The following is a 16,205-nucleotide window of genomic DNA, read 5'->3' on the forward strand; positions in this document are numbered from 1 at the left end:
GGTATCGCTTCTTGGGGGATTAATGGATCTTTGGACGGCCTTGCAGGCACTGATTCTTGGAGTTGTAGAGGGGCTGACGGAGTTTTTGCCCATTTCCAGTACCGGACACCAGATCATCGTTGCCGACTTGCTCAACTTCGGTGGCGAGCGGGCCATGGCGTTCAACATCATTATTCAGCTCGGCGCGATCCTCGCGGTGGTCTGGGAGTTTCGCCGCAAGATTCTTGATGTGGTTATCGGTTTGCCGACTCAGCCGAGTGCACGCAAGTTCACCGCGAACCTGCTGATCGCGTTTCTGCCGGCGGTGGTATTGGGAGTGATTTTTGCCGACCTGATCCACGAGTATCTGTTCAACCCGATCACTGTGGCTGCTGCTTTGGTAGTGGGCGGGATCATCATGTTGTGGGCCGAACAGCGCCAGCATGAAGTTCATGCCGAAACCGTCGATGAGATTCGCTGGACCGATGCATTGAAAATCGGCTTCGCGCAATGCCTGGCGATGATTCCCGGGACCTCGCGTTCCGGCTCGACGATCATCGGCGGCCTGTTGTTTGGTCTGTCGCGCAAGACCGCCACCGAGTTCTCGTTCTTCCTGGCGATGCCGACCATGGTAGGTGCGGCGGTGTATTCGGGATACAAGTATCGCGACCTGTTCGTGCCGGCGGATTTCCCGGTATTTGCTATCGGTTTCGTCACGGCGTTCATCTTCGCCATGATCGCGGTGCGTGGCTTGCTCAAGTTCATCGCCAGCCACAGTTATGCGGCGTTCGCCTGGTACCGAATCGTGTTTGGTCTGGTGATTCTGGCGACCTGGCAATTCGGCTGGGTGGATTGGGCGGCAGCCAAGCCATGAATGATGCCCGCTCACGCCGCCCGGATCAGCGTTCATCGGGGAGCAACATTCAGTACCTGAAGTTGAAACTGCTGGTGTTGCTGATCGTCTGCGCGTTGCCACTGTTTGGCGCCGCGTCGATGTGGCTGGACGGGATCTCGCGGGTAGCGCTGACGGCCTATGCGGTGGTCAGCGTGCTGGCGTTTTTCCTGTATTGGGCGGACAAACACAAGGCCCGTACTGGCGCTTGGCGCATACCGGAAAATGCCCTGCACGCAGTGGAACTGGCCGGCGGCTGGCCCGGCGCATTGATCGCCCAGCAAGTGTTCCGGCACAAGACGCGCAAGGTGTCGTTTCAAGTGCTGTTCTGGCTGATCGTGCTGCTGCACCAAGTGTTCTGGATTGATCAGTTGTTCATTGGTTTGAAGTTTGCGGCGAAGTTCTAAAGCAGCAGTCCGACCTGAGTTTTCTTCGGCAGTTTGCCCACCACCAATTGATGCGAGCGCTGCAACAGCCCTTGCAGTTCCTCGGCGCCCAGCGGGTAGGGCGGGTGCATGATGATCCACTGCGCCCGCGCCAGATACGGCGCCGGGTGAATGCCCGGACGGTCGCAATGGCCGAGAAACAAATCCTTGTCGACCTTGAATGCCAGTGAATCGCCGCGCAGCCCCTGCAAGGCGAACATCTTGTTGCCGGCAATTGAAAACACCCGCACGCCGCCCCATTTGTAATCCTCGCGTGCGCCGGGCAATGCCAGGCAGAAGTCGGCAACATCCGTTTCGCTCATCTTTGCTTTTTTCATATCAGCCGCTCCCCGCAGGCATTGAACGATTCGACCAAGTGGTCGATCCACGCGCGCACCGCTGGCATCACCCCGCGCCGATGCGGATACACCGCTTGCAGCCAGCCACCGGGCAATGACCACTCGGGCAACAAGCGCACCAGCGTGCCGCTTTCCAGTTCGGCTTCTCAATACATCATCGGCAATAACGTGAAACCCTGACCCGCCAGCACGCAAGCCTTGCGCACCACAAAATCGTCAATGCCCAACCGGGCTTCCAGCGCCAGATCGCAGCTTTCGTCGTTCTGATCGATCAGGCGCACATGCACCAGGCGATCAGGTTCCAGCGCGCCGAGCACCGGCAGACTTTTCAGATCCTGCGGATGATGGATTTTTGCATCCTGAATAAACGAGGGACTGGCGACCACCACCATTTGTGCCTGACGCAACCGCCGGGTGACCAGCATCGGGTCTTCATCGCCGTGTTCGCGCACGCGCAGCGCGACGTCGATACCTTCGTTGATCAGGTCCACCCGGCGATTGAGCAGGATGACCTCAAGCTGCACCTGCGGGAATTTGTCGAGGAAACTGCTGATCACCAACGGCAACATCTCATGCGCCAGCCCGGTCGGGCACGACACGCGCAAGCGTCCACGCGGTTCGCTGGACATACTCGCCACCGCTTCATCGGCCATTTCCGCTTCCAGCAACATCGCCTGGCAATGGCGCAGATAACGTTCGCCGACCGCCGTCAGTTTCAATTGCCGGGTCGTGCGTTGCAGCAAACGGGCGCCGAGGCGTTCTTCGAGTTCGGCAATTCGCCGCGACAGCCGCGACTTGGGGATACCGAGCAAGCGGCCGGCGGCAGCGAATCCACCGGCCTCGACCACTTTGGCGAAATAGTAGAGATCATTGAGGTCTTGCATGGGGAAATCCAACTGTTCTATCAGTGGGACAAACTATCGCATTGTCGGCGGCTAATCGAGTATTGGTTTCGTCTGTAGGATTGTCTCCATCGCGTCGACCCCGACGATTCCTTATAGGAGATTCCTCATGAAACTGTTGCATATCGATTCGAGCATTCTGGGCGACAACTCGGCTTCCCGTCAGTTGAGCAGTGAAGTGGTCACAGCCTGGCAAGCGGCCGAGCCAAGCGCTGTCGTCACTTACCGTGACCTGGCCGCCGACGCCATCAGCCACTTCTCGTCGACCACACTGGTAGCTGCCGGCACCACCGCCGAACTGCGCAACGCCGCACAACAGCACGAAGCCGAGCTGAGCACTTCGACGCTGGCCGAATTCATCGCTGCCGACGCCATCGTCGTCGCCGCGCCAATGTACAACTTCACCGTGCCTACCCAGCTCAAAGCCTGGATTGACCGCATCGCCGTTGCCGGCCAGACGTTCCGTTACACCGAAGCTGGCCCGGAAGGCCTGTGCGGTGGCAAGAAAGTGGTGATCGTGTCGACCGCCGGCGGTATCCACGCCGGTCAGGCTTCGGGCGTTGCTCACGAGGAATATCTGAAACTGCTGTTCGGCTTCCTCGGCATCACCGACATCGAAATCGTGCGTGCCGAAGGCCTGGCGTATGGTGATGAAGTGCGTAACAACGCACTGAGCGCTGCCCACACGCAGATCAGCGAACAACTGTTCGCCGCGGCGTAAGGCCTGCGTAAAGAACAGCCTCCGTTCAGGCAATTCCAAAAAAACTCTGTATTCTGGTTCCGCAAGGGCCGAATACGGAGTTTTTTGTTTCTGGCTGTTACATAATCTGGCGCGGGTTATGCAATTAATGTTCTGACGATCTTCGCAATCAACAGGGTGGGCCATCCCATGATGCGTCTTTGTGCAACGTTACTGATTTGCCTGCTTGGCAGCCTGAATTCAGTGCACGCTGCGCCGGGCGTACACCCGCGCTGGAGCGTCGGTTATCACGAGATGACTTTCCTCGATCCGCTGGATCTGCAACCGATGCGCGCCATCGCGTTTTATCCTTCCAGCGACCGCGAACACCAGAGCCTGCTTGAGGGCTATTCGGTCGAGGCTGGTGAAGACACCAGGATCGCCATCGGGCGCTTTCCAATGCTCATGCTCTCGCACGGCAACACCGGCACACCGCTGGCGCTGCATGACCTCGCCACCTCGCTGGCGCGTAAAGGCTTTGTCGTAGTGGCAGTGATTCATCCCGGCGACAACTCCAAAGATCACAGCCGACTTGGCACTCTGAGCAATCTGTACGGGCGGCCAATTCAGATTTCCGAAGCGATTACCGCCACGTTGGGTGACCGCATGCTCGCGCCGTTTGTGAACGCCGATCAGGTCGGTGTAATTGGCTACTCGGCCGGCGGCGAAACCGCGTTGATTCTCTCGGGCGCGCAGCCGGATCTGGATCGCCTGCGCCGCTACTGCGAAGAACGTCCGGACGACCGCGATGCCTGCAACACCAAGGGCGAGTTGATTGTCGACCGCGATGACCTGCAACCGGTGGCCGATCCACGCGTGCATGCGTTGCTGCTGATGGCGCCACTGAGCCTGAAATTCGGCCGGCATACCCTGGCCGATGTGCATGTGCCGGTGCTGCTCTATAGCGGCGACGGCGACAAGCTTGTGGCCTTCGACAAAAACGCTGCGGCTCTTGCGCGCAAATTGCCGACCGCGCCGGACTTCAAGCTGTTGGCCGGGGCAGGTCACTTTGTGTTCATGGCGCCGTGCAATGAAGCGCAAATCCTCGCCATGCCGGCGCTGTGTACCGACGCCGACGGAGTCGACCGCGAGGACATCCATCGCAATCTGATTTCCGAAGCCGGGCGCTTCTTCTCGCATGCGCTGGGCGCGCCAACCCGCGCCGGCATGCAGACTGCGGATCAATAAAAGCCGCAGATCAATCCCTTGAATGCAAAAAGCCCGGTCACATGGACCGGGCTTTCAACTTGCAGCTAAAGGCTTGTACCGCCCTTAGAACACTACGCCCTGGCTACGCAGGTAGTCATCGTAAGTGCCGCTGAAGTCGGTCACGCCGGTCGGGCTCAGCTCGATGATTCGAGTGGCCAGGGACGATACGAACTCACGGTCGTGGCTGACGAAGATCAGCGTGCCCGGGTAGTTTTCCAGCGCCAGGTTCAGCGCTTCGATGGATTCCATGTCCAAGTGGTTGGTCGGTTCGTCCATGATCAGCACGTTCGGCCGTTGCAGGATCAGCTTGCCGAACAGCATGCGACCTTGCTCACCACCGGAGATCACCTTGACCGACTTGAGAATCTCGTCGTTGGAAAAGAGCATCCGGCCCAAAGTACCGCGAATCATCTGTTCGCCCTGAGTCCACTGACCCATCCAGTCGAACAGCGTCATGTCGTCTTCAAAGTCGTGGGCGTGATCCTGGGCGTAGTAGCCCAGTTCGGCGGCGTCGGTCCACTTGATGCTGCCGGCGTCCGGGGTCAGTTCGTTGACCAGGGTGCGCAGCAGAGTGGTCTTGCCGATACCGTTCGGGCCGATGATCGCCACGCGCTCGCCAGCTTCAACCTGGAAGCTGAAATCTTTGAACAACGGCTTGCCGTCGAAGCCTTTGGCCATTTTTTCGACCATGACGGCCTGGCGGTGCAGCTTCTTGTTCTGATCGAAGCGGATGAACGGGCTCACGCGGCTCGATGGCTTGACCTCGGCCAGCTGGATCTTGTCGATCGCTTTGGCGCGGGAGGTGGCCTGCTTGGCTTTCGAGGCGTTGGCCGAGAAGCGGCTGACGAACGATTGCAGCTCGGAGATTTGCGCTTTCTTCTTGGCGTTGTCCGACAGCAATTGCTCGCGGGACTGGGTCGCCACGGTCATGTACTCGTCGTAGTTGCCCGGGAACAGGCGCAGCTCGCCGTAGTCCAGGTCAGCCATGTGGGTGCACACGCTGTTCAGGAAGTGACGGTCGTGAGAGATGATGATCATCAGGCTGGAGCGCTGGGTCAGAATGTTTTCCAGCCAGCGGATGGTGTTGATGTCGAGGTGGTTGGTCGGTTCGTCGAGCAACAGCACTTCAGGATCGGAGAACAACGCCTGCGCCAGCAATACGCGCAGTTTCCAGCCCGGCGACACTTCGCTCATCGGGCCGAAGTGTTGCTCGATGCCGATACCCAGGCCCAGCAACAGCTCGCCGGCACGGGATTCGGCGGTGTAGCCGTCCATTTCAGCGAATTCGGTTTCCAGCTCGGCGACGGCCATGCCGTCTTCTTCGCTCATTTCCGGCAGCGAGTAGATGCGGTCGCGCTCGGCTTTGACCTTCCACAGCTCTTCGTGACCCATGATCACGGTGTCGATGACGGTAAATTCTTCGTAGGCGAACTGGTCCTGGCGCAATTTACCCAGACGCACGTTCGGCTCGAGCATGACCTGACCGCCGGACGGATCGAGGTCGCCGCCGAGGATTTTCATGAACGTCGACTTGCCGCAACCGTTGGCGCCGATCAGACCGTAGCGGTTGCCCGCGCCGAACTTGACCGAAACGTTTTCGAATAGCGGCTTGGCGCCGAACTGCATCGTGATGTTAGCTGTAGAAATCAAAGGTTTTTCCTGTGGAGCATGCTTGGATAGCGAGGGTGCGGCCGGAGCGCTTGGCCCGAGTCGAAGTGCGCTGAGGCGGGAATTCCCGTCATCAACCAAGGGGGGCGCTAAAGTTTGGCGGCGATTGTACTGGTCTGGCTCTTTAAACGATAGGGCAGTGAGCACCCGATCAGCGTTTGGGGTGATCGCGGGACAGTTTTTCACAGATGAGTGTTCACGGTTGGTTACAAACTGTGGCTAAAATGCCATCCATTCGCCTAACGCCTCTAAAAGGCGCGCAGTTTGTTCACTTCTGACGTGTGACGATTTCCGTGAAACTCATCATTGCCGCTGTTTATGTCATTTCCATTGCATACGTGCATCTACGTGGCCGTGTGCGGCACAAGCTCGGTCGCCAATTGAGCGACCATTCGACGTTTCTGGCGCCGATCAACTGCTTCCTTTATCTGTTCTCGAAGATCCCCAACAAGCCGTACCTCGATCCGAAGGACTTTCCGGACTTGAGCCCGTTGCAGACGCACTGGGAAGAAATCCGCGCCGAAGGCCAGCATCTGCTGCGCGCCGGTGAGATCAAGCGTTCGAATCAGTACGACGATGTCGGCTTCAATTCTTTTTTCAAGTCTGGCTGGAAGCGCTTCTATTTGAAGTGGTATGGCGAAAGCCACCCGTCGGCGATGAAGCTGTGCCCACGCACCACTGAATTGGTGCAGAGCATCGGCTCGATCAAGGCTGCGATGTTTGCCGAGCTGCCACCGGGGTCGAAACTGGTGCGCCATCGCGATCCGTATGCCGGTTCTTACCGGTATCACTTAGGTCTGGACACGCCGAACAATGCCGGTTGCTACATCAACGTTGATGGTGAGAACTACCACTGGCGCGACGGTGAAGCGGTGATGTTCGATGAGACCTTCATTCACTATGCCGAGAACACCACGGAGCAGAACCGCATCATCCTGTTCTGTGACGTTGAGCGGCCGATGAAGTATCGCTGGGCGGCGGCGTTCAACAGTTGGTTCAGTCGCACTGTAATGTCGGCGGCGGGTGCGCCGAATGATGCGGGTGACCGCACCGGGGGGATCAACCGACTGTTTACCAAGATCTACAAAGTGCGGTTGCGCGGCAAAGAGCTGAAAAAGCGTAATCGCACGCGGTATTACATGGAAAAGTGGGCGATCTTTGGTGGGCTGCTCGCTGTTTTCATTTTGATCTGAAATTGCTGTTGTTTGGGCGCACGCCATCGCTGGCTTGCCAGCGATGAGGCCATCAAAACCACTGAAGATTTGCCTTCTGCCTGGTTTCAAGCCTTTTTAGCCTTCTTGGCCGGCGCAGCCTTGGCCTTCGGTTTGGCCGGCGCTTTCCCACCCAGACTGCGTTTAAGCAACTCGGTCAAGTCGATCACATCCGCCGACTTGCGCTGTTCCTCGCCAGTCGCCGTCTCGACATCCTCGATCTTGCCTTCGTGGGCCTTCTTGTCGACCAGCGCCATGATCTTGTCTTCGAACTCGTCGTTGTAATCCTCAGGCGTCCAGTCCGCACTCATGTCCTCCACCAGCCGTTTGGCCATGTCCAGCTCACCCTTGGCCAGTTTTGGCTCGGTCACTTCGCTGCCCAGTTCCAGTTGATCAAGACTGCGCACTTCCTGCGGCCAACGCAGTTTTACCAGCACCAGCGCTGACTCCAGTGGCATCAACGCTGCCAGATACTGGCGGGTGTGCAGCACAACCCGGGCGAGGGCGACTTTATTGGTCTTGGTCAGGGTCTCGCGCAGCAATGCGTAGACCTTGCCACCGCGTTTGTCCGGAGCCAGGTAATACGGCGTGTCGATGTTTTGCAGTGGGATCTGTTCGCTATCGACGAAGGCAAAAATATCGATGGTCTGGGTCGACACCGGGTGCGCCGAGCGAATTTCCTCTTCGCTGAGCACCACATAGCGGCCCTTTTCGAACTGCACGCCTTTGACGATGTTTTCCTTGGTCACTTCTTTGCCGGTGACCTTGTTTACGCGTTTATAGCCCACGGGATCCATGCTGCGGCTGTCCAGCCAGTCGAAATCCACGCCTTGCGATGAGGTCGCCGAAACCAGCGCCACAGGGATGTGCACCAGTCCGAAGCTGATTGCGCCTTTCCAGATTGCCCGAGCCATGGTGCGTCCTCCGAGTGATGTTCAGGTGACCTGCGGCGCGGCGCAAAAGTTTCGAGTGTTTAGATCTCGGCGGTCGGCCGGTCAAGTCGTGTTACATCTTGTTTAGCGGTGACGGGTTAACAAATCCGAACCCACGGCGTAGCGTGGACTCGAAGGCTCTAGTCCAAGCGCATCGAGAGAGGCCGCTCATGAACCGTTTTCTATTTGGCATCGCAGCCCTGGCCCTGAGTGGCGGACTGGCTCATGCAGACGTAACTGCTGCGTCCTCAGCGCTGTTGCTGGCGCAAAGTCCGACCGGCAACAGCAACAATCCCTACAACAGCCCGATTCGCCGGGCCAATCCCAACAGCATGCAGGGCACCCAACCGAGTACGCCGCCTGTCCGTGGCCCGAACACTGTGCCGGTGCCTCGCCCGCCGACCCTCGAAAACGGCGGTATCGGCAATGGCCAGCCGATGCGCTCGGTGCCGAGCACGCCACCCAAATTCATTCCCAATCCAGCGCCCCGTAGCACCGGCAGCACCCGTTGAGCTGCCGACCCGCCAACAAACAAAAGGAATCGTGCATGTTGCGTAAAACCCTTCTGGCCAGTTTGTGCGCCAGCGCATTGATCAGCTTTACCGCCCCGGTTTTCGCCGAGGGCCCCAAGGAACTGCAAAGCGAGCAGGGCACGCTTGAAGTGACGACCATCACTCAAGGTCTGGAGCATCCATGGGCGCTGGCGTTTCTGCCGGATCGCCAGGGCATGCTGGTGACCGAGCGGCCTGGAAACCTGCGGGTGGTCGGCGCGGACGGCAAGTTGTCGGCGCCGATCAGCGGCGTGCCCAAGGTCTGGGCCAAGGGGCAGGGTGGTCTGCTTGATGTAGTGCTGTCGCCGGACTTCAAGGCCGATCGTATGGTGTATCTGTCATACGCCGAGGGCGGCGGCGCCGGTGACAAGGCTGGCACTGCGGTCGGACGCGGGCGTCTGTCCGATGATCTGAAAACGCTGAAGGATTTCAAAGTGATCTTCCGCCAGGAACCGAAACTGTCAGTTGGCAACCATTTCGGCTCGCGGCTGGTATTCGACCGTGACGGCTATCTGTTCATCACGTTGGGCGAAAACAACGACCGCCCGACTGCGCAGGATCTGGACAAGCTGCAAGGCAAGGTCGCGCGGATCTATCCCGACGGCAAAGTGCCGGACGACAATCCTTTCGTTGGCCAGTCTCGCGTGCGTCCAGAGATCTGGTCCTACGGCCATCGCAATCCACAAGGCGCGGCGCTCAACCCGTGGACCGGGACCCTGTGGGAAAACGAGCACGGCCCGCGCGGCGGTGACGAGGTGAACATCGTCGAGCGCGGGAAGAACTATGGCTGGCCATTGGCGACCCATGGCATCAATTATTCCCTTCTGCCAATCCCTGAAGCCAAGGGCGAAACCGCCGAAGGCACACTCGGGCCGCATCATGTCTGGGAGAAGTCTCCGGGCGTAACAGGTATGGCGTTCTATGACGCCGACCGTTTCAAACCGTGGCAGCACAACGTGTTTATCGGCGCACTGGTGGATCAGGAGCTGATTCGCTTGCAGTTTGACGGCGACAAAATTGTGCACGAAGAACGCCTGCTCGGTGAACTCAAGCAGCGCATCCGCGACGTGCGCCAAGGGCCGGATGGTTACCTGTATGTACTGACGGATGAGTCGGATGGCGCGCTGTACAAAATCGGGCTGAAATAACGCAATCCCTACCACCTACAACTTTTGTGGCGAGGGGGCTTGCCCCCGTTGGGGCGCGAAGCGGCCCTGAATTTGGCCCAGTTTCGAAATGCGCCTGCTGCGCAGGCGAACGGGGGCAAGCCCCCTCGCCACAGTTTCTCGGTGTCTCGGTTATTCGTTGCGGGCATACAGCACCACCGCCGCCCGCAACTTGCCCCGGCCAAACCGGCACATCTTGTCGAACTCGCCATGGCTGACCGGTACATGCTGGCAGTCGATGGACTGTCGGTGCTGGCTGTGATCGACATCCGGGTCGTGCAGATAAACGAATTCGTCATCGCAATCGGTGACCATCACCCAGTGCGGCGACTTGGATCGGGTCAGTCGATAACTGCTGATCAACACCAGCGGCTGTCCTCCTGCATCAAGCAAGCGCGGCAAATCCAGCGTGGTGCCGATGCTTTGCTCAACATCGGAGTCACGTAACTGCGCGGTGAACTCTTCATGCACCAGGCGCATGACGTCTTTTTTATGCTCATCGCGCACGCCGTCGAGGAACAGCGGCCCGTTTACGCTCAGTTGCAGTTGCACCCGAAAGCCGCGCCGCCAAGCCGCCAGCGCCAAACCCTGCGGACTGCATCCGCCATGCCCGGAGGTCATGAAAACAGTGGTCGCCTCACGCCAGATTTGCAGCTCTTCGCGCCGCTCCAGCAGCCGATCGGCCTGCAAGGCGCCCATGGCCATTAACAGACAAGCCGGGCCGCAAGTGAAGTCGGTGGTTTGCTGGTAATGCGCAACGTTGATGTTGCGCGAGTCGCGGTGCTGAAGAATACGTTTTTCCAGGCGCAACGCATCGGCATGGTCTTCGTAGTAATCGTGAATCAGCGCAAAGCGCCGGTAGCCGTGCTTTTCATAAAGAGCTATCGCGGCCGGGTTGTCAGTGCGAACCTCCAGCCGCAGGTACGCGCAATCATGCTCAAGCGCACAGGCTTCAATGCGCTGCAACAGTTGCGTGCCCATCCCGAGACCTCGCGCCTCGGGAGCAATCGCGATCGAATACAGCCGCGCAAGCGATGTGCCGCGATGAAACAACACCAAGGCGTAACCCGCCAGCTGTCCATCGCGCTCGGCCACCAGCAGCTGCGCGTGGGCACGGGTGATCATCCATTGAAAGCTGCGCCGGGTCAGGCGGTCTGTGGTGAAACAGTGGGTTTCCAGCGCCAGTAGCGCCGGCAAGTCTTCAACTACTGCCGAACGAAAAACAGTGTGCATATGACCGCCGTAAAAGTTGCGTAACGAAACGAGACTTTCGAAAAAGTTCGTGCTTAATAGAAAAGGTCTTGTTCTCCAACGGATCAATCTCTATGTCAGCGGTACAGGGTCATTGGCGCGAAGTATCCGAGCAAAGTTTGCCGACGGCAACTTATTTAAATCCAGTCGCGAGAGTTTCCAGTCAAGTGTTGATCATTGTCGAACGCAAGGAAGACTGGGCCTCTTACTTTCCCAGTGAAGACATCCTCACGGCTCAGGAATACCTCGAGAAAACCCGTGATGACGAGTCGGGCAAGCGGGTGCAGGTGATCAACCTGTGCCGCAGCTACAAGTACCTGGGGCACGGCTATTACTGTTCGTTGCTCGCCGAGGCGCGAGGGCACAAGGTGATTCCGTCGGTGCGGACCATCAGCGAACTGACGCGCAAATCACTCTACGGCCTGGCGCTGGACGATCTCGATAAAACGCTGGAAAAAGCGCTGAACCATCAGCTCTACAGCGATACCGAAGGTTTTACCCTGACACTGTACTTCGGTAAAACCAATATCGAGCCGTTGCAGGACTTGGCGCGACAATTGTTTGAAGTGTTCCCGTGTCCGATTCTGTTAGTTGAATTCCGTAGAAATAACGGCTGGCATATTGAAGGTGTAAAGTCCGGTGCGCTGCACAAGTTGCGCGACGATCAGGAAGATCAGTTTGCCAATGCGCTGGACAGTTTCAGTCGCAAGATCTGGCGCAGTCCACGATCACCCCAAGTGGCCCGCTACGACCTGGCGATCCTGCATGATCCGCAAGAAGCCTTGCCACCGTCCAACCCTCGGGCGCTGGAGAATTTCATCCGCGTCGGCAAGGGTATGGGCATCGACGTCGAGCTGATCGAGCGCAAGGACTACGCACGCCTGGCCGAGTACGACGGCTTGCTGATCCGCGAAACCACCAGCGTCGACAACCACACCTATCGCTTCGCCAAAAAAGCCGAAAGCGAAGGGTTGGTGGTGATGGATGATCCAGCCTCAATCCTGCGCTGCACCAACAAGGTCTATCTGACTGACCTGCTCAACAGCCATCAACTGGGCATGCCCGCCACCGAAATTCTCTACAAGGAGCGACCGGAAGATTTCGAGCGGGTCGGCGAGCGCTTGGGATTCCCGTTGGTGCTGAAGATCCCCGACGGTTGTTTTTCCCGTGGCGTGATCAAGGTTGAAAGCCAGCAGGCATTGCTCGAAGCCACTGCTGAACTGTTTGAACACTCGGTGCTGTTGCTGGCTCAGGAGTTTTTCTACACCGAGTACGACTGGCGCATTGGCGTGCTCAACCGCAAACCGATCTTTGCCTGCCAGTACTTCATGTCCAAGGGCCATTGGCAAATCTACAACCACAAGGCCAAAGGGCAGGACGTCAATGGCGAGTGCCGCACCATGGCGATCCACGAGGCGCCGCGCGCCGTGGTGGAGTTGGCGGTGAAGACCGCGAATCTGATCGGCGACGGCCTCTACGGCGTCGACCTCAAACAGGCTGGCGACAAAGTGGTGGTCATCGAAGTCAACGATAATCCCAACCTCGATGCCGGCACCGAGGACGCCTACTTGCAGGACGATCTGTATTCGCTGGTGCTGGAAGAGTTCGTGCGGCGTCTGGAGCTTAAACGCCGTGGGCAGGCATGGTGATGCGCCGATGATCAACAGCTTTGCACTGAGCCACGGAGCCTTGCAGCGGGTAGAACGGCTGGATGCCGAAGTGATGCTGTTCAGCAACCCCGACGCCGCCGAGCGCGACTTGCTGCACAGTCACTTCAAGCTGGATGAACATGCGCTGGCCTCGGCACTGGACCCGGATGAAGTGTCACGGATTGAGTTCCATCCAGACCATTTGTTCCTGATCTGGAAACGTCCGGAAAACTATTCCGGCGGTGGTAGCCTGGCGTTTGAGGTCTCTTCCTGCGGCTTGCTGTTTTCGCCGGGCCAACTGTTGGTGATCGCCACCGACGACACGCCGCTGCATGGCGTCGGCACACGGCAATCGCTGAATACGCCACTGGATGTGTTGCTCGATCTGTTGTTCAACAACATCCATCACTACCTCGGGCATCTGAAGGTGATCAAACTGGTTGCCCGGGAGTTGCAGCAGAAATTCAACGCCTCGATGCAGGATCAACATCTGCTGCAAATGTTTAACCTCAGCGAAAGCCTGATCTATTACATCAACGCCCTGCACAGCAACGGCGCAGTACTGACGCGGCTACGCAATCATGCTGAAAAGCAGCATTTCGGCAGCGAAGCGCTTGGCCTGATCGACGATCTGATCATCGAAAACAACCAGTGCTACAAACAAGCGGAGATCTACTCGACGGTGTTCTCCGGGCTGATCGATGCGCGCGGCAATCTGATGAATAACAGCACCAACGGCCTGCTGCGCAAACTGACGCTGATCAACGTGGTGTTTTTGCCGCTCAACCTGATCGCAAGCATTGGCGGCATGTCCGAGTTCAGCATGATGACCGCGGGCACGCCGTGGTGGGTGGCGTACCCGCTGTTTCTGCTGGCCATGATGTTGGCGGCAGGCGCGATGTTGTTCGGGCTCAGGCGCTTGACGAAGTGATCGGGGTTTTCAATTTGCGATCTTTGAGGCCGCGAACCACCAGATACAACAGCGGCCCGACCGACACAAATATGGCCGTCAGCAACAGATACGGCAGCACCGACCAGCCAGACTGGCCACGCTTGCGCGCATCCTTAAACATCCACACGCCGGCCAACGTCGCCAGCAGATACAGATCGATCACCACCTGCGCGGTATCGGGTCGCGACATCAGACTGATGCCGAAATCGAGCAACGACTGTTCGGCTTGCAGCATCACAGAAACGGTGTAGCCACTGAACGCGATCAAAGCCGCGAGGGGCAGGGCGACAGACATCATGCATTCCTTCCTTGGTGAGAGTGGTGCAAACCGGCGCACGAAATCAAACGCTGATTGCCATCGACTCCGGCGCCAACATCAATTTCGACAGCTTGCGCCATGTCGCAGAACGCGCGGCAGCGTTCGGCATTCCGGCAAGAGTGTAATCAGGCCAGCAAGGGGCGCAGGAAGGTGCGCTCGTAGCTGAGGATGAACTTGTTCGCCACCAACGATTCCACCAGCGCCGTGCTTTCAGGGTCGGTCATCGCGATGTGCCGGTAACTTTCGTAATCCGCCAGCGAAGGAAAACTGAACAGACAGTAAGCGATGTTGCTCGCGCCCTCGGACGGCAAAAAGTACCCGTGATGGGTGCCGCCCAAGCGCTCGACAATGCCCAGCCAGGCCTTGGCATAAGCTTCGAATGCAGTGAGTTGATAAGGATCGATGACATATTTGACGTGGCAGGTAATCAAGCAGCGCGCTCCTTGGCAGATTATTCCGGAATGGCTGTGCCAACTTTGTCCGAAGCAGTCCAGATGCGGTAGCGCACTTCGACGTCTTTCGGCGCGTAGATCACGATCGGCAATTTGCTGTTGTATTGAATCCTGAATCCGTCACCCACGACCGGCACGAATGCGCGCTTTGTCTTACTGCCGGGAGGGCAGGCCATCTTTGTGCTCATCGGCCCGATGACCTTCTCCAAGCGGTAAAACGGATAACCCCAGCCTTCGAGATTCTTCTCGTCGAGCACGCCGCCCAGGCGCTGGCGATTGCAGTCCACTTCAAGGGTTTTGCCGGCCAGCACTTCGACCTGGAAGTTCTCTTCCTGCGGCTGCTGCGGCAGATGGATCACCTGACGGGTGAAGCCGGCTTCAGCCTTGGGATACGGCGCAGTGTCTTCGAGCTTCGCCGCGTGGGCGATAGTGGAGAGGCCGGCAAGCATCAGGCCGGTGGTCGCGTAAACGGTGAAAGTACCCATAAAGGCCTCCGTGCGGGTGTAGGGTGATGACTGGCATTCTCACTGTCACCGGCGCCGAATGCAAACCCGCCACGGGTTGCAAATTGCGCTGCCCGATCTGATCAATCTTGCAGATTGCAACAGGCCCAATGCTGGCCACCCGCGCAAGTTGTTGATTTCTATGACGGCGAGAACCACCCGATGGAAGGCACGTTTTATGCGTTCAATAGGTGCGGCGCGCCGGGTTTGGGCGCCTACAATCCAATGGGCATTTCGCAGTACAACCGCTTGTCACACTCAAGGAATCAGCGGGGACACACCCGTGCAGAGAAGTGGTAACGGTCAACGTGAATACTTGATTGGCAATCTCACAGTAAGGAGAGCGTTAGCCATGTTTCTGTCTGCCTTGGAACTCCGCAATATCATTGAGAGCAGTTTCCTGCCGAAACGCTGCCAATGCACGCTGTCCCCGGATCTGTCGATGACCGTCAAAGTGTATGGCGATCACCAGACCGATCAGGTTGATCTGCTGGTGAGCGGCATCGATGCCAGTCACCTCAACAGCTGCCGCGAGATCAACGGTCTGATCGCCGGTTTGCGCATGGATCTGGCGCAAAACGCCACCCCTCATCACTATCTGCCGCGATCGAAAGCTATTTAGCCGACCGTTTCACCCAGTTCGACCGTCACGCGCCGGGCCTGCACAAATCCAAGGCCCAGCGCGAACTCGACCAGCACCGCGAGCAAGATCGCGGGGCCGGCATGGCCGTTCAACCATTCTGCGAAACCCAGCACCGCCAAACCGAAACAGCCGACGATAAATCCGTTGCTCATGGCATTGCGCGCTATCGACACTGGCGCATTACGCACCAGATAAAACATCACCCCCAACCCCGCAAACAGCACCGCACTGCGCCGCGCGACAAACCCGGCTGCCGGTGAATATTCGATGCTCCAGATCGCCAGCAACACCTCCGGGACCAGCCCCCAAACCAGCGCCAGCAGAAAACACAACGAACAGGTGAAGGTCGACAACGTGCGAAACGACAACTGCATGGCGAATCCTTGCGGCAGTAGGGAGAGGC

Annotated in this window: 18 protein-coding genes and 2 pseudogenes; 11 read left to right on the forward strand and 9 right to left on the reverse strand. The window is 58.2% G+C overall.

From position 1 onward, the window contains the following. Positions 1 to 22: 22 nt before the first annotated feature. Both ACOI8A_RS22035 and ACOI8A_RS22040 read left to right on the forward strand, forming a co-directional pair. Positions 23 to 853, forward strand: a complete 831-nt coding sequence (locus tag ACOI8A_RS22035) for an undecaprenyl-diphosphate phosphatase (protein ID WP_420649835.1) — start codon at positions 23 to 25, stop codon at positions 851 to 853. After that, on the forward strand, positions 850 to 1,278 hold the full coding sequence (locus ACOI8A_RS22040; protein ID WP_420649834.1) for a DUF1294 domain-containing protein: 429 nt from the start codon (positions 850 to 852) through the stop codon (positions 1,276 to 1,278). Before ACOI8A_RS22035 ends, ACOI8A_RS22040 begins: the two co-directional genes overlap by 4 nt. On the opposite strand, the gene ACOI8A_RS22045 is transcribed toward ACOI8A_RS22040, so the two are convergent. Continuing rightward, positions 1,275 to 1,634 (reverse strand): MmcQ/YjbR family DNA-binding protein, encoded by a 360-nt coding sequence (locus tag ACOI8A_RS22045; RefSeq protein ID WP_420649833.1) that lies wholly within the window; start codon positions 1,632 to 1,634, stop codon positions 1,275 to 1,277. The genes ACOI8A_RS22040 and ACOI8A_RS22045 overlap by 4 nt on opposite strands. Further along, positions 1,631 to 2,539 (reverse strand): annotated as a pseudogene (locus ACOI8A_RS22050) (LysR substrate-binding domain-containing protein). Before ACOI8A_RS22050 ends, ACOI8A_RS22045 begins: the two are co-directional and overlap by 4 nt. Before the next feature lie 127 nt (positions 2,540 to 2,666). Here ACOI8A_RS22050 and ACOI8A_RS22055 point away from each other — a divergent pair. Both ACOI8A_RS22055 and ACOI8A_RS22060 read left to right on the forward strand, forming a co-directional pair. Next, the gene (locus ACOI8A_RS22055) at positions 2,667 to 3,278 is read left to right on the forward strand and encodes an FMN-dependent NADH-azoreductase (protein ID WP_420649832.1); all 612 of its coding nucleotides are present in this window, start codon (positions 2,667 to 2,669) and stop codon (positions 3,276 to 3,278) included. A 168-nt stretch (positions 3,279 to 3,446) separates the two neighbouring features. Beyond that, on the forward strand, positions 3,447 to 4,484 hold the full coding sequence (locus ACOI8A_RS22060; protein WP_420649831.1) for an alpha/beta hydrolase family protein: 1,038 nt from the start codon (positions 3,447 to 3,449) through the stop codon (positions 4,482 to 4,484). An 84-nt stretch (positions 4,485 to 4,568) separates the two neighbouring features. Here the strand turns inward: ACOI8A_RS22060 and ACOI8A_RS22065 are convergent, their stop codons facing one another. After that, complete coding sequence (locus ACOI8A_RS22065) at positions 4,569 to 6,155, reverse strand: ABC-F family ATPase (protein ID WP_420649830.1); 1,587 nt, start codon at positions 6,153 to 6,155, stop codon at positions 4,569 to 4,571. Between the two features lie 311 nt (positions 6,156 to 6,466). Between ACOI8A_RS22065 and lpxO the strand changes: the two genes are divergently transcribed. Beyond that, the gene (gene lpxO, locus ACOI8A_RS22070) at positions 6,467 to 7,366 is read left to right on the forward strand and encodes a lipid A hydroxylase LpxO (protein WP_420649829.1); all 900 of its coding nucleotides are present in this window, start codon (positions 6,467 to 6,469) and stop codon (positions 7,364 to 7,366) included. Between the two features lie 86 nt (positions 7,367 to 7,452). Here lpxO and ACOI8A_RS22075 read toward each other — a convergent pair whose 3' ends face one another. Next, positions 7,453 to 8,298, reverse strand: a complete 846-nt coding sequence (locus ACOI8A_RS22075) for a Ku protein (protein WP_420649828.1) — start codon at positions 8,296 to 8,298, stop codon at positions 7,453 to 7,455. Positions 8,299 to 8,486: 188 nt separating this feature from the next. On the opposite strand from ACOI8A_RS22075, the gene ACOI8A_RS22080 reads away from it, so the two are divergent. Both ACOI8A_RS22080 and ACOI8A_RS22085 read left to right on the forward strand, forming a co-directional pair. After that, positions 8,487 to 8,828 (forward strand): hypothetical protein, encoded by a 342-nt coding sequence (locus ACOI8A_RS22080; protein ID WP_420649827.1) that lies wholly within the window; start codon positions 8,487 to 8,489, stop codon positions 8,826 to 8,828. Positions 8,829 to 8,863: 35 nt separating this feature from the next. Then, complete coding sequence (locus tag ACOI8A_RS22085; protein WP_420649826.1) at positions 8,864 to 10,015, forward strand: PQQ-dependent sugar dehydrogenase; 1,152 nt, start codon at positions 8,864 to 8,866, stop codon at positions 10,013 to 10,015. A 150-nt stretch (positions 10,016 to 10,165) separates the two neighbouring features. Here the strand turns inward: ACOI8A_RS22085 and rimI are convergent, their stop codons facing one another. Further along, entirely contained in the window at positions 10,166 to 11,266 is a 1,101-nt protein-coding gene (gene rimI / locus ACOI8A_RS22090; RefSeq protein ID WP_420649825.1) for a ribosomal protein S18-alanine N-acetyltransferase, read from the reverse strand. A gap of 92 nt (positions 11,267 to 11,358) precedes the next feature. On the opposite strand from rimI, the gene ACOI8A_RS22095 reads away from it, so the two are divergent. Further along, complete coding sequence (locus ACOI8A_RS22095) at positions 11,359 to 12,933, forward strand: RimK family protein (RefSeq protein WP_420651454.1); 1,575 nt, start codon at positions 11,359 to 11,361, stop codon at positions 12,931 to 12,933. Positions 12,934 to 12,940: 7 nt separating this feature from the next. Continuing rightward, positions 12,941 to 13,864, forward strand: coding sequence for a magnesium transporter CorA family protein (locus ACOI8A_RS22100; protein ID WP_420649823.1), 924 nt, complete (start codon positions 12,941 to 12,943; stop codon positions 13,862 to 13,864). On the opposite strand, the gene ACOI8A_RS22105 is transcribed toward ACOI8A_RS22100, so the two are convergent. Continuing rightward, positions 13,845 to 14,183 carry a DUF2834 domain-containing protein gene (locus ACOI8A_RS22105; protein WP_420649822.1) on the reverse strand — a complete coding sequence of 113 codons (339 nt, stop codon included), beginning with the start codon at positions 14,181 to 14,183 and terminating at the stop codon, positions 13,845 to 13,847. The two genes, ACOI8A_RS22100 and ACOI8A_RS22105, sit on opposite strands and share 20 nt — an antisense overlap. Positions 14,184 to 14,224: 41 nt before the next feature. On the opposite strand from ACOI8A_RS22105, the pseudogene ACOI8A_RS22110 reads away from it, so the two are divergent. Continuing rightward, positions 14,225 to 14,299 (forward strand): annotated as a pseudogene (locus tag ACOI8A_RS22110) (hypothetical protein); the annotation flags it as partial. 30 nt (positions 14,300 to 14,329) lie between these two features. On the opposite strand, the gene ACOI8A_RS22115 reads toward ACOI8A_RS22110, so the two are convergent. Further along, complete coding sequence (locus ACOI8A_RS22115) at positions 14,330 to 14,635, reverse strand: NIPSNAP family protein (protein WP_420649821.1); 306 nt, start codon at positions 14,633 to 14,635, stop codon at positions 14,330 to 14,332. A gap of 20 nt (positions 14,636 to 14,655) precedes the next feature. After that, positions 14,656 to 15,141 carry a serine protease inhibitor ecotin gene (gene eco / locus ACOI8A_RS22120; protein ID WP_420649820.1) on the reverse strand — a complete coding sequence of 162 codons (486 nt, stop codon included), beginning with the start codon at positions 15,139 to 15,141 and terminating at the stop codon, positions 14,656 to 14,658. 370 nt (positions 15,142 to 15,511) lie between these two features. Between eco and ACOI8A_RS22125 the strand changes: the two genes are divergently transcribed. Continuing rightward, positions 15,512 to 15,781 carry a DUF1652 domain-containing protein gene (locus ACOI8A_RS22125; protein ID WP_420649819.1) on the forward strand — a complete coding sequence of 90 codons (270 nt, stop codon included), beginning with the start codon at positions 15,512 to 15,514 and terminating at the stop codon, positions 15,779 to 15,781. On the opposite strand, the gene ACOI8A_RS22130 is transcribed toward ACOI8A_RS22125, so the two are convergent. Next, a complete protein-coding gene (locus ACOI8A_RS22130; RefSeq protein WP_420649818.1) occupies positions 15,778 to 16,176 on the reverse strand; it encodes a hypothetical protein in 399 nt (132 codons plus the stop codon). The two genes, ACOI8A_RS22125 and ACOI8A_RS22130, sit on opposite strands and share 4 nt — an antisense overlap. Positions 16,177 to 16,205 lie beyond the last annotated feature (29 nt).

It is taken from the genome of Pseudomonas sp. P4795 (assembly GCF_048822895.1).
Classification (GTDB): domain Bacteria; phylum Pseudomonadota; class Gammaproteobacteria; order Pseudomonadales; family Pseudomonadaceae; genus Aquipseudomonas.